This is a genomic window from Neobacillus sp. PS3-40, assembly GCF_030915485.1.
Lineage (GTDB): Bacteria > Bacillota > Bacilli > Bacillales > Cytobacillaceae > JAUZPL01.
On sequence record NZ_CP133266.1, the window covers coordinates 1,639,729 to 1,652,805 of the forward strand.

13 protein-coding genes and 1 pseudogene are annotated in these 13,077 nt (G+C 36.1%); 4 read left to right on the forward strand and 10 right to left on the reverse strand.

Annotated elements, in window-relative coordinates; genetic code table 11:
- Positions 1–37: 37 nt before the first annotated feature.
- From RCG20_RS08335 to RCG20_RS08355, 5 genes are all read right to left on the reverse strand, one after another.
- Entirely contained in the window at positions 38–784 is a 747-nt protein-coding gene (locus RCG20_RS08335) for a 3D domain-containing protein (protein ID WP_308183758.1), read from the reverse strand.
- Between the two features lie 1,370 nt (positions 785–2,154).
- Entirely contained in the window at positions 2,155–2,478 is a 324-nt protein-coding gene (locus RCG20_RS08340; RefSeq protein WP_308183759.1) for a YuiB family protein, read from the reverse strand.
- A gap of 227 nt (positions 2,479–2,705) precedes the next feature.
- Complete coding sequence (locus RCG20_RS08345; RefSeq protein ID WP_308183760.1) at positions 2,706–2,831, reverse strand: YuiA family protein; 126 nt, start codon at positions 2,829–2,831, stop codon at positions 2,706–2,708.
- A 148-nt stretch (positions 2,832–2,979) separates the two neighbouring features.
- Positions 2,980–3,465: an NUDIX domain-containing protein gene (locus RCG20_RS08350; RefSeq protein ID WP_308183762.1), complete on the reverse strand. Its 486-nt coding sequence runs from the start codon at positions 3,463–3,465 to the stop codon at positions 2,980–2,982.
- Between the two features lie 183 nt (positions 3,466–3,648).
- Positions 3,649–4,866: an NAD(P)/FAD-dependent oxidoreductase gene (locus RCG20_RS08355; protein WP_308183764.1), complete on the reverse strand. Its 1,218-nt coding sequence runs from the start codon at positions 4,864–4,866 to the stop codon at positions 3,649–3,651.
- 717 nt (positions 4,867–5,583) lie between these two features.
- Between RCG20_RS08355 and RCG20_RS08360 the strand changes: the two genes are divergently transcribed.
- Complete coding sequence (locus RCG20_RS08360) at positions 5,584–6,768, forward strand: sulfite reductase subunit alpha (RefSeq protein ID WP_308183765.1); 1,185 nt, start codon at positions 5,584–5,586, stop codon at positions 6,766–6,768.
- 96 nt (positions 6,769–6,864) lie between these two features.
- On the opposite strand, the gene RCG20_RS08365 is transcribed toward RCG20_RS08360, so the two are convergent.
- Entirely contained in the window at positions 6,865–7,230 is a 366-nt protein-coding gene (locus RCG20_RS08365) for a HesB/IscA family protein (protein WP_308183766.1), read from the reverse strand.
- A 244-nt stretch (positions 7,231–7,474) separates the two neighbouring features.
- Here RCG20_RS08365 and RCG20_RS08370 point away from each other — a divergent pair, with 244 nt between their 5' ends.
- Positions 7,475–8,170, forward strand: coding sequence for a DUF2225 domain-containing protein (locus RCG20_RS08370; protein ID WP_308183768.1), 696 nt, complete (start codon positions 7,475–7,477; stop codon positions 8,168–8,170).
- Between the two features lie 78 nt (positions 8,171–8,248).
- Here RCG20_RS08370 and RCG20_RS08375 read toward each other — a convergent pair whose 3' ends face one another.
- Positions 8,249–8,488 carry a YuzB family protein gene (locus tag RCG20_RS08375; RefSeq protein ID WP_308183769.1) on the reverse strand — a complete coding sequence of 80 codons (240 nt, stop codon included), beginning with the start codon at positions 8,486–8,488 and terminating at the stop codon, positions 8,249–8,251.
- A gap of 230 nt (positions 8,489–8,718) precedes the next feature.
- On the opposite strand from RCG20_RS08375, the gene RCG20_RS08380 reads away from it, so the two are divergent.
- Positions 8,719–9,786, forward strand: a complete 1,068-nt coding sequence (locus RCG20_RS08380) for an NAD(P)/FAD-dependent oxidoreductase (RefSeq protein ID WP_308183771.1) — start codon at positions 8,719–8,721, stop codon at positions 9,784–9,786.
- A gap of 140 nt (positions 9,787–9,926) precedes the next feature.
- On the opposite strand, the gene RCG20_RS08385 is transcribed toward RCG20_RS08380, so the two are convergent.
- Positions 9,927–10,253: a YuzD family protein gene (locus RCG20_RS08385; RefSeq protein ID WP_308183772.1), complete on the reverse strand. Its 327-nt coding sequence runs from the start codon at positions 10,251–10,253 to the stop codon at positions 9,927–9,929.
- Positions 10,254–10,315: 62 nt separating this feature from the next.
- On the opposite strand from RCG20_RS08385, the pseudogene RCG20_RS08390 reads away from it, so the two are divergent.
- A pseudogene (locus RCG20_RS08390) lies at positions 10,316–10,635 on the forward strand (NifU family protein).
- A gap of 100 nt (positions 10,636–10,735) precedes the next feature.
- On the opposite strand, the gene RCG20_RS08395 reads toward RCG20_RS08390, so the two are convergent.
- Together RCG20_RS08395 and yutH are read right to left on the reverse strand one after the other, a co-directional pair.
- Positions 10,736–11,722, reverse strand: coding sequence for a 2-hydroxyacid dehydrogenase (locus RCG20_RS08395; protein WP_308183774.1), 987 nt, complete (start codon positions 11,720–11,722; stop codon positions 10,736–10,738).
- A 77-nt stretch (positions 11,723–11,799) separates the two neighbouring features.
- The gene (gene yutH, locus RCG20_RS08400) at positions 11,800–12,807 is read right to left on the reverse strand and encodes a spore coat putative kinase YutH (protein WP_308183775.1); all 1,008 of its coding nucleotides are present in this window, start codon (positions 12,805–12,807) and stop codon (positions 11,800–11,802) included.
- Positions 12,808–13,077 lie beyond the last annotated feature (270 nt).

A 13,077-nucleotide genomic window follows, 5' to 3' on the forward strand; every position in this document is an offset into this window, starting at 1 on the left:
CGTTCGAAGTCGCTTCGGTTGCTTACCCTGTACCAGTTTACCTTTGTTCTGATTTATTATACTGCTGACGAAAAACTTGCATTGTCTCATTTTCATTTAGTGACTTTAGTTGCTCTTCAGTAAGCTCACCGTTTCCTCTATGAACTACATAAATATCCAACTTTTTCTTACCCCAAAAATTATAAACATCATCAACTGTTTCATAATAAAGATCTACTTCATTTCCTCTAATGGCTCCACCTTTATCAGCTACAACACCATATCCATAACCAGGAACAAAAAGAATCGTACCAATTGGAAAGACTCTTAAATCAGCAGCAACCGTTGAATATAAATCCCGCTTAACTTTAACTCCAGAGTAGGTAATCCCATATTCAGGATTATCTTCGTGTTTCCCTGTTGATTCATACCCTGCAGTATAGCCGGTCGCTACTACTGTTTCTTTTGGATATTGTGACCAATCAAAAGCATCTTCTAATGTTGGTGGTGTTCCTGCTACTGCTTCACTTGATGAAATGAGCGGTTCAAATTGTACAAGCCGCTTAATCATTTTAAAAGCAAGGCCAAGTGATTTAAATCCTTGTGTTATATGGGAATCTTCATTGTTGTTGTATGATTGGTAATCTTCATCGTTGTATGATTGGTAATCTTCCATTCCAAAATCATCATTAGAGAAAAGTGATTGTGCCCTTACACCCGAAATAGATTGAAAGGTCGATAATGAGGCAAAAACAAAAAGACAAACCATGATTAACCGTCTTATCCAAGTTTTTAATCTATTCATTAATTTTTTCAATCCTCCCTGAACTAGTCTTTTCCCAAGATTCAAAGAAATATTCAAGGAAGACGAAAAAAATTTTAAAATGGTTGTATTATGGCCTTAACTTTGCCCGCTGATTTCCGCTTCGGGCACTTGCTTTCCGCGGGGAGGGATGGGAGCCTCCTCGGCGTACCGCCTGTGGGGTCTCCCATTCCCTCTATTCCCGCAGGAGTCAAGTGCCCTCCGCTCCAATCAACTCAGCTAGGTAAGATTCAGAAAATTCAAAGGAGAAACACGAGGGTTAATAGAACAAGATTTTTTTGCAACTATGTTTCCTTTAAAATGGGGTCACTTGTCCAACAAGAAGCGGACTGATGAATCCAAAGAACACAAGAATAAGAATTTAAAATATGACTGTTCCGTATCGTACTATGCTAATTGGTAAATTAAAAGACAAGCTTGTAAAAAACTTTTTTGGAAAAAAATTCAATAGCGAAGAAACAGATTTATAAAAAACTATTGAAAGAAATCCAACGAGTAGGAGCCCATTACTACCTGGAAGAAAGACTATTTGTAAAAAACACCAGGTTACAGACCAATAAAAATTGCTTGAACCATAGAACTTTTTTTGATAGCTAGCGGAGATTTCAAACAGATTAATACAGATAGACACGATCGATAACCACAAAAAAATAGGATAACCTAAGGTGATGTAAAACTTTTTGATAATCCTTCATCTCCATGGCATCCTACAGTCTATTTTAGGGTAAATTTTTAAGTTTACGTTTATAAATAAATCCCCAAAAAAGAATAAAGTCAAAACTGTTATTTATTGTTACCATATGTAATGACATTCGTGGAAAACCCGCAGGCTCTAAAGCGATGGCACTAAAAAACTTTCTTTTTTTCAATAAGGATATATAGCTTTATTAAAAAAGGTATAATTTCCTCAAAAAAGAGGTATTTTACTTTTTTTACATTGACTATGTTAAAGTCTAATTAATTTTGACACCCTGTTGATTGGAGCGGAAGGTGCGAGACTCCTGCGGGAGTAGCGGGACAGGTGAGACCCCGCAGGCGCCTAAGCGCCGAGGAGGCTCACCGCCCGCCCCGCGGAAAGCGAGCACCTGGAGTGGAAATCAACAGACAAGTTTCAAAGAACGTTCATGAAGACTTTTTTTGCCCTCCTATATGGTTTGCAATGACCATGATGATCTTCAGGCTGTTATTTGGTACGCTACTTATTATGCTTTTTTGGATTTAATTGAGCCAAAAGTAATGGTATATCAATAAAAAAAACATACCAATTTGTATCTCAATTGGTATGCTAATTCCTAGGCTATTTGAAATGTTCCTCCACAAAAACGGAACTACTTACTAAAAAGTAAATGGGCTTAAAACATTTGATATCCATTTTTCCTTAAAAGTTTAATCGCGATCCCTGCCGAGATGGCACCCAAAAACCCACTGAGCAAAATAACGATATCCGCTGTGCCCAAAGAGCTTAAACGGTGCCCAAGTGACTGGAAGGCTACACCACTATTTGTAAAGTATTCACTAAACCGTACCTTATCAATAAACAAAATAACAAATATAGGATAAAGAATAGTCATAACCCAGCACATTCGTAGTATCATATTAAGCAAAAAACCAATCCCAAAAAATAATACAAAAAATAACAAAATCGATATAATAAACACAACAATACTCATTTGCATTAAAAATTCCCCCTAACACACACCACTTAGTGTACTCAAAGTAAAAAAGGGAGTCAATATTAGAATAGTGTTAATGGTTTAAAAAGTGATATTACTATTTGATGCAGAGCTTCTCACAATTTACACTTAGGAGATTATTTCGGAGTTGAAAATTGACTTGGCCCCAAAACTAAACAAAAAAAGACCTCCGAAATTATTTCCGGAAGCGGAGATACGAAGTTTTTATATTATTTTTTTTGTTCTCCAGTTCCTTCACAGCATGTGCATGTTTCTGAGCCGCCAAGCAATAATTGAAAATACCCATGACCAGAACAATACTCACAAGGTTTTAAATTCACTTTATTATCTTTCATTACCCTCATCCCCTTCATTTATATTAACTTAATTTTCTGATAATATACCGAAAATTGCAAAGTTCAGAATGAGGGGAATTTGGCTAAGAAAGCGGATACATATAAATTTACCTCTTTCATTCTTAGCATATCTTAAATTTTCTAAAAATTATAAAAATATTTTATACTTTGTATAACCAAATTGATCTCCCGGATTCAAACCATTCGTACATGGCTTTAGAGATGTGGAATTTTGAACCATTAATTGGTGAAGGAGGATAGAAGCATCCTTATCTGTAAGTAGTTCGTCAACTGCTATATACCTTGCTTCAAACAGTTCCTCTTCTTGATGTTTGATTTGTCCGTTACCAATTGGTTCAAGCATAAACATGAGCATATTATCACTTATTTCCTCATGAATCACACCAGTTCTTAGGCCAATTAATCCTTTTATTACACAGTTAATCCCAGTCTCCTCTTTAATTTCCCTGATAACAGCTTCATCTGCAGTTTCACCAGCTTCCACGAATCCTGCCGGCAATGACCACATTCCTTTTAAACCGCCGTATTTCTTTTTTACAACAAGCCATTTCCCATCCGATGATTGGACTAATCCTGAAACAGCCAACCAAACATTACCTCGTTTATTTTTCATAAAAACCTCCAAAGATCCTTTCCATCATGTAAAGGGTGCCTCTTCTTATTACGACCATCGATGTCAGAATATCCTGTTAACGGTCGCAAATCAAGGAAAAAGACTGCTTGTAACGTTCACAGACATTAATTCTAATTAACGCAAAAAGGGACAGCATTAGCTGACCCTTTTTTCTAACATATTTTATAAAAACTTAAGTTTACCTTTTTTCAAAACGAGAGGTACTCCACCAATCATATAAAGAGAGCGGTTATCAACCACTTTTTTCATGAAGGCTGCTTTTGTACCCATTATCTTTTTGCCAAAAACAACACCAATAGCGTCGTCCTCACCTAATGAGCAAACTGTTCCTTTAATATCAGGCTTAAATGTCTCAAGATCCGTTTTATTACGGATTAAGGCTGCAAGATTGCGCGCACATGTTTCACCTTGTTGCATTGCAATTTGTGCAGTTGGTGGGTATGGACGATTGATTTCTTCGTTGATCATCAATGCGGAGTCTCCAATGATAAAGACGTCGTCATGCCCTGGAGCACGAAGGTCTAATTGAACTTTAACACGACCTCTCATTGCTTCAAATCCTGACTTCTCAACAATTGCATTTCCGCGGATACCAGCTGCCCAAACAACTGTGCCAGCTTTAATCTCATGCGGTTCATCTTCACCTTTTGCAACAAAGATACCTTCTGGTGTACATTCCTTAATAGCAGTACCGATCAAGAACTCAACGCCTTTACGTTCTAATTGAGAAACAGCGTATTTAACAAGTTCAGGATCAAATCCTGGGAGTACAGTAGGGGCGGCTTCGACACAAATTATTTTTACTTTATTAAAGTCAACATCATATTCATGACAAAGCTCAGGAATCCGGTTCGTTAATTCGCCAAGAAATTCAATTCCAGTGAATCCTGCTCCTCCAACAATGATGGACAATCTTTCTTCTTTCTTTTCTTCTTCCATATTGTAAGTTGCAAATTGATATTCCATATGTTCACGTAATTGACGAGATGAATTTACATTGGTAATTCCAAATGCAAATTCTTTTAAACCTTTAATGCCAAATGTTTCTGGCTCTCCCCCAATTGCAATAACAAGGTAATCATAACTGATTTCACTTTTTTCTAAAATTACTTTCTTTTCATCCTTGTTTATCTCTAACACAGTGTCCTGCACAAATTCAACTTTGCTTTTATCAATAACATTACGAATTTCGTAACGTACTTTATCATGGTGCATTGTACCTGCTGATGCTTCATGTAACCATGTCGTTTCATAATGGTAATCATTTTTATTAACCAAGACAATGTCTGCCTCATTTACGCCAACTAATTTTTGCAGGCGTACGGCCGTCATTAGTCCACCATATCCAGCACCTAAAATAACGATCTTTGGCTTTCTCAAAGTGATCACTTCCACCTTTATATTTTAATATAAAATCTTCTTCTTATCTTCCACTGCTATATACATTTTTATTTTGATACGAGTAAAAAAGTTTGTGATACAATTCACTATAATTGGCAAAAAAAATGTGCTTTTTTTGTCACTAAATAGTAACAATATCTCCACAAATATATCTTATTCTTTTTTCAATTCTTTTTCAAGAGATTAATAACAGTAAGAAACTTAAAAAACTTATGAATATTGTAAAATCTTTATTTCAAGGAAATTATGGTAAAATTATAGATGTTTTTACCGTTTTTTAAGTTAGTGCCACCTTTCTGAAAATTCGCAGAAAGTAGTGAGGAAAATTTAATTTTGTGTTATGATATTGTGTGGAATTTAACAATCGAGAGTTCGGTGTGAGTAAAGTAGCAGAAAATTTATGATCTTACCGATGATTCGTCATATTTTCCAATTTGACCATGCCTCAATTTCATTCACACCGTATCTTTGGCTTCATAACAAACGGATTTCTTAGAGCATCACACATATAACATTTTCATCTCAGATTTAGTAAAGAAATACTTTTCCCACCCTTTTTCCCAAAAAGATTTCAACATTTTATAAGGAAGGGCATTCGTTTTTAAGGGGAAGTTAATTAATTAAGTGCTGAGTGGTGATGTTAAAAGTAAAAGGCTAGACAAGTTAATTTTTATAAAACTTTTTGAGGTGAAGATTATGAAAAATACTGTAGTAAACCCTGAAAATACAAAAGAAGATACCAAAATGCCAACACCATTTTCAAGAACTAATCCATTTCAAGCAAAGGTTCTCAAAAATGTAAATTTAAATGGAGCTGGCTCTAGTAAAGAAACTAGGCATATTGAGTTTTCATTAGAAGGATCAGGCCTTTCCTATGTCCCAGGTGATGCCCTTGGAATTATCCCTCAGAATGATCCAGAACTAGTGGCTTCTATCCTTGAAGAAATGAAATGGGATGCAGAAATAGTTGTTACAATAAATAAGCAAGACGATACACTCCCATTAAAGGAAGCGCTAACAACCTTCTTTGAAATTACACTATTGTCAAGAAAAATTTTACAGCAAGCAGCGGAATTAACTGAAAACGAAGAGCTAAAAAAGCTTGTGTTAGTTGAAAATGCAGACCAGCTGAAAGAATATACATACGGGCGTGATTTGCTTGATATGTTACGTGATTTCGGTCCATGGAACGCTTCTGCTCAAGAAATGGTGTCTCTTTTAAGAAAATTAACACCACGCCTCTATTCAATTGCAAGTAGCATTGCTGCTAATCCTGAGGAAGTGCATCTAACCATCGGTGCCGTTCGCTACACTTCTCATGGACGCGAACGGAAAGGAGTTTGTTCTGTTTTATGTGCGGAACGCCTTCCAGAAGGGGATACACTTCCAGTATTTATTCAACAAAATAAACACTTTAGCCTGCCAGAGTCTCAAGATAAAGATATTATTATGGTTGGTCCAGGAACAGGCATTGCACCATTCCGTTCCTTTATCCAAGAACGTGCAGTGAATAAAGGAACAGGAAAATCATGGTTATTTTTTGGAGACCAGCATGCAGCGTCGGATTTCCTATATCAAGACGAATTTGAAAAATACCAAAAAGATGGTGTATTGACAAAAATAGATACTGCATTTTCCCGTGATACGGAGCAAAAAGTATATGTACAGCATAAAATTCTTGAGAACAGCAAAGAATTGTTTGAATGGCTGGAAAATGGAGCATATTTCTATATTTGTGGAGATAAGGATCGTATGGCGAAAGATGTTAACAGTGCTCTTACTGAGGTAATTGAAAAAGAAGGTGGGATGACCCTTGAAGCAGCTGAAGCGTATCTAAAGGATATGCAAAAGCAAGGGCGTTACCAACGTGATGTGTACTAAAATGAAGAGGTGCTTTTGATTATTCTTTAATGATCAACAGTAATCTAAAACATAGCGAATTTACGAAAAGGCATCCATCTAGATGCCTTTTTGTATTTAACATTCTTCAGGCGTTCCCTCTTCTGAAGCTGTTTTGAAGGAAGAACCACAACCACATGATGCAATAGCATTCGGGTTTTCCATTGTGAATCCGCCGCCCATCAATGATTGTTTAAAATCAATTTTAGTTCCTTGCAAAATAGAAGCACTTTCGTTATCTACAAGGATTTGAATTCCAAACTGTTCAAAATGAAGATCCTCATTGTTTATCTCATGGGCGAATCCCATACCATATGATAAGCCACTGCATCCACCACCCTGTACAGAAACGCGCAATAGAGCGCCTTCCTCCTCATTTTGTTTGATCATTTCTTTTATCTGAAGTGCCGCAGCTTCGGTCAAAACAATTGTATCTTTATTCATTCCATTTCCTCCTTCAAGTTGAGGCTTTTTCCAATCAAAATTATTTTTATCGTCTAGTGTAAAACAAGAATGAGCTAAACATCGATTTTATCAATTTCCATTACTTAGTCTAAGTATAAACACTTCGGTTACCGTACTCAAATAATTGAATTTTCATGTATAGTCATATCTTCATGGACAATAATCCCTATATATAAGTTATAATTGTCCTATTAAGATATAACATTTCTAAAGGAGTGCCATCGTGAGTATTACTATTGACCCAATTTTCGACAAGAAGTATGAATGCTTACTTTGCAAAAAATCATTTACTAGTAAAAAAGTCCGCTCTCGTTTTGTTAAAATAACTCATTTCGATACAGATTTTTCCCCTAATTATGAATCTGATGAAGCCAACCCCCTTTTTTATCATATACAAATTTGTCCTGCTTGTGGTTTCTCATTTTCAGACGACTTTTCTAAATACTTTTTACCTGGCACAATTGAGCTAATTCAAAAAGAGGTCACAAATCGATGGGTTTCACGTGATTTTGGTTCTAAAAGAACCATCCAGCAAGCCCTGCAAACATATAAATTAGCTATTTACTGTGGGACATTAAAAAAGGAAAAACATATCGTCCAAGCTGGAATGTACATGAGAATTGCATGGCTTTATCGTTCAAAAGGTAGCATTGAGGAGGAGCAAAGGTTTTTGAAACTCTCCATAGAAGAATATGAGGCATCCTATATACAAGATGATTTCCGAGGTACTCAAGTTTCTGTTGTGAAACTTATGTACTTAATAGGGGAACTTTCCATAAGAATTAACGATGTAAAAAAGGCTGTTAAGTATTTTTCCAAAGTAATTGAAAAACAAAAGCAAACTGTTGAGCCAAAAATTATTGAAATGGCTAGAGAACGTTGGCATGAGATAAGAGAAAAAAGGGCAGTAGATAGTTAACAAAAAACGTAAACGCACTAAAATGCAAGAATTATATTTAACTAAAAGAGGGAACGAACATGTCGTTCCCCCTTTCTATCAGAACATTGGATTTTCTTCCAAAAATTGATAAATATTTTCAACAAGCTCTTCAGGTGTCTTACCTGTGACCCTTTCCCCGTTAACAAGTGCAAAAAGAGAAACAGCACATATTCCGCAATGGCCAAGACAACCATATTCAATAACATCCAAGTTCGGATCTCTTTCTAATACTTCACGTGCTTTTTGCGAGCCATTCGCAAGATTACTTATACAAAATTCAATGATTGGCTTAATCATGGATCTTCACCTCTACTAACATCCAATCCTACCCTTTTTAAGGTTCATCGTCAATAATCACCAAACAGTGAATTCGTCAACATACTTCGGTATATTTGTTGTTATATTGTCACAATTTAGGTATAATTTTTGTGACTTAATTCTAATTTCCATGAAAAAAATTTATAAATAAATGCTTAGAGCTTAAAACTAGTATCAAATGTAATTTGCATCATAAAGGGGAAGTTAAAATGAAAAATTTATTAATTTTGGGTGGCGGGTATGGAGGAATGAAATTTCTTAATGAAATCCTTCCTGATCACCTACCTGATGACGTAATGATTACTTTAGTAGACCGTGTCCCTTACCATTGTTTAAAAACAGAATACTATGCGTTAGCAGCCGGGACAATTTCTGATAAAGATATTCGAGTTTCGTTTCCTGAACATCCACAACTTAAGATAAAATACGGAGAAATCTCAACTATAGATATCCAGGAGAAAAAAGTTTTCATTAATGATGAAGAATCACTTGATTATGATGATTTAATCATTGGTCTTGGTTGTGAAGATAAGTACCACAATATTCCTGGGGCTGATCAATTCACCCACAGCATTCAAAGTATTGAAAGTTCACGAAATACTTATTCAATATTAAATAATTTAGGCCCTGGCTCAATCGTAGGAATTGTTGGTGCAGGACTAAGTGGGGTTGAATTGTCGAGCGAACTTATTGAAAGCCGAGAGGATTTAGCTATTAAATTATTCGATAGAGGCGATCATATTCTTTCTGATTTTCCCGATCGGTTAAGTAAATACGTTGGAAATTGGTTCAATGAACATAATATCGAAATAATAAACAATTCCAATGTTACAAAAATAGAAGAACAAATATTATACAACCACGATGAACCGATCCATTGTGATGTGATTGTTTGGACAGCAGGGGTTCAAGCTAATAAAGTTGTTCGTGATCTTTTTGTTGAAAAGGATCCATCAGGTCGAGTAAAGATAACACCACATCATCACTTACCATCTGATGAACATGTATTTGTCGTTGGTGATTGTGCAAGCCTTCCACATGCACCAAGTGCTCAATTAGCTGAAGGACAGGCTGAACAAATTGCTGAAGTATTTAAAAGACGTTGGAAAGATGAAGAGCTCCCAGATTCCTTTCCTCCAATAAAACTAAAAGGAATCATGGGTTCCCTCGGGAAAAAACAAGGATTTGGAATGATGGCAGATCGTGCTATTACAGGTAGGGTTGCCCGTTTAATCAAGTCAGGAATTCTGTGGATGTATAAGTATCACCAAGGGTAAATAAAGAAAACTCGCTGATTGGCGAGCCCCTAAGGGCGGTGATTAAGCGTAGTTGCCCTTATGCGCTAGCAGAATTTATGGATATAAATTCTGCTTAGCTAAACAAAAGGGATATTCCTAAATAGGAATATCCCTTTTTGCTATGACTGTTGATAGCCATGCTTCTCAAGCTCTGTATAAATCGTCTTTAAACGAGGATTCCCTTCACCAACTATTTTTCCATTTATAACGACGACAGGATAAAACATCCCCTCTTCGATGACCTTTTTAGCAAACTCTTGTTTTGAATCCACATTTGGGGGATTGTTAATATCAACATACGTGATTTCAAACGGCTGTTCTGGATATTTCCTAGAAATAGCTGCATTAAGCCAGTCAAACGTTTCCTTTGAAGATGGCGAATGGAGACAGCTAGGACAAAGCTCTTCTGCACCGTAAACGATAATTTCAACTCCACGATTTTCCATCAGTTTCATTCCTCATCTTTTTATTTAATTTTTGGTTTTATTTGTTAATCTATACATTCCTTATTAAAACCAGAAAAGCATCTCACATAATAGATTTTTACTTACGATCCCATTATAATAAAGATTAGGAAAGGAGTCGATAATTATGCAAGATAACGAAATGATCGAACAAGTCCAGGAAGTTTTAGATAAATTGCGCCCATTTCTTCTTCGTGATGGTGGCGATTGTGAATTAGTTGATGTTGAGGAAGGTATTGTGAAACTTCGTTTATTAGGTGCCTGCGGAAGCTGCCCAAGTTCAACCATTACATTGAAAGCTGGGATTGAACGTGCTCTGTTGGAAGAAGTTCCAGGGGTGCTTGAAGTAGAACAGGTTTTTTAATTATGAGGAAACACATAAGGGCCCGACCACCGTGGAATCCAAAATATAGCGTAGTAATTCTGCTATATATGGTTTCCTAGTGATCGGGTCCTTTATTTATTTAGTTAACCAACGCATTCCAATCTTTATTTACAAGTGCTGTGGGATTATTTCCAGTAAGCACTGCTTCAATATTATCTAAGCATAGCTTCATCATGATAACCCTTGTTTCTACACTTGAACTACCAATGTGTGGTAATGCTACAACATTTGAAAGTTTCAAAAGTGGATGGTCCCCATTTATAGGCTCTTTTGCAAAAACATCTAATCCTGCTCCAGCAATATCCTTCTCCAAAAGTGCTTCATATAGTGCATTTTCATCCACAACCGGACCTCTACCCACATTGATAAAGATAGCTGAAGGCTTCATTTTTTTGAAAATGTCCCGGGTAAATAGATTTCTCGTTTCATCAGTAAGTGGTGTTAAGCATACGATAAAATCTGATTTCGTAACAAGTTCATCAAATGAACAATAAACAGCACCTAGTTCTTTTTCAACTTCAGGTTTTCTTGTCCGATTATGATAAAGAATATCCATTTCAAAACCAGTCGCACGTCTTGCAACTGTTGAGCCAATTTTACCCATTCCAACAATTCCAATTGTTTTATGATGGATATCATGTCCTGCTAATAATAATGGGCTCCAGCTTTTCCATTGGTCTTGCTTAACCATCTCGGCTGCTTCAACAATCCGTCTTGCTGTCGCCATTAACAATGCAAAGGCTAGGTCAGCAGTAGTGTCTGTTAAAACATAGGGAGTATTACAAATTGCAATTCCCTGTTTAGTCGCTGTTTCGACATCAATATTATCAAATCCTACTGCAAGGTTTGCCACAACTTTTAATTGACTTCCTGCTGTTAAAACAACTTCATCAATAGTATCAGATAACATAGTAAGCAACGCGTTCGCCTTTTTAGCTTCTTCAATTAAAATCTCCCTTGGTACGGGTATATCTTCATGTTCCCACATACTAACTTCATACTTCGTTTCAATTAATTCAACTGCAGTCTTTGGTAGTCTCCTAGTGATATAAATATAAGGTTTCATGCTACATTCCCTTCCCTATTTAACTAAAATAACTTCATCTTATTTTAGCATAACTTTTCTATTTTTAGCTTATTGTTTTATGGATGGATCCATTCTGGCTGTGGAAGTTTCATCATTTTAACAGGAGCTCCCACAAGTTGATAAAAGCCCCCAAGAAAGCGTTCATACTCTCCTGATTGCCGTAAAATTTTGCTTAACTGTTCCTCCAACAACTTTTTTTCTTGTTCAGAACGGGTAATATAATAGCTTTCTATACAATCAAAAAAATGAAGTGGAAATAAAATTCTTGAATATAACAACTTCCAGGAAAAAGGTGAAAGTCTAGCAATGCTTTGATATTCTTCAAAAAATTGCTTTAAATCTAAGTGATAGGTTTGACTATTCCTGAAATATCGTTCCCTTGTCCATTCAGCTAAATCACGGCTTCGATGATCAAACACCCAATCAAACGGGTTTTTGATCCAGCAATCGATTCCCCATGATTGGGATGAAAACCGTTCATGGCAAACGGTGCCATAATCTGACTCAATGGGTTCATCATCAATTTCTGCATCGACTAAATATTGGATAGCATTTTCAGTCAACCCTAAATAATAAGGGAATGATTCAATGAACATTCTCTCAAACTCATCCTCTGGAGTTTGAAAAAGAAGCCCATTCCATACTTTCTCCATTTGCTCTAAACGCTTTTCCCATAAATCCTTCCACTGTCCAACCCTACTTGACCGTTCAATCTGAAACGGTACCTTCCGTCCCCTCTCATGAAACCTTGCCAACTTTCGCCCCAGTCTATGTTTTGATTGATTATCCATTTGTTTGTTTGCGAGAACGCAATACTGGTTGTTCTCCCAACTTGTTAACAATTTCCCATCCTTTGAAGGAAGAAACATTGGGACATGCTGATCACCATATTTTCGTAAATGCTCTGCAATCCGTTCTAATTCCGTTATTTCTTCTTCCGCTCGATTTCCGGGTTTTGCAATCAAATACAACCATCCGTTTCCTCTTAATGCATCATACGAATCAAGTTTTACCTGTTCATTTACCTTCACTCCATATTGCTTTTCAAGCATCCTCTGCAGCATTTTTTCCACCTCTCCCCAACATTCTTCATATGTCATATATATGTAGTAGCTATATAAAACTTGTTTTTAAAAGAATAAGAAAATTAAGATCGGAAATGATGTAAGGAGAATAATTCTTTGTAAGTTCATTTTTTTAGAATAGAGCATATTTTATTAGAAAAGCTAAAAGGCTACTTTTGCTAGAGCTACTTTCACTAGACAAATTTCAAAGTTGAAGATAAAAATTCTATTGCAAAAAGGAAATTAGAAAAAGTCTGAGGAAAGGGTGAT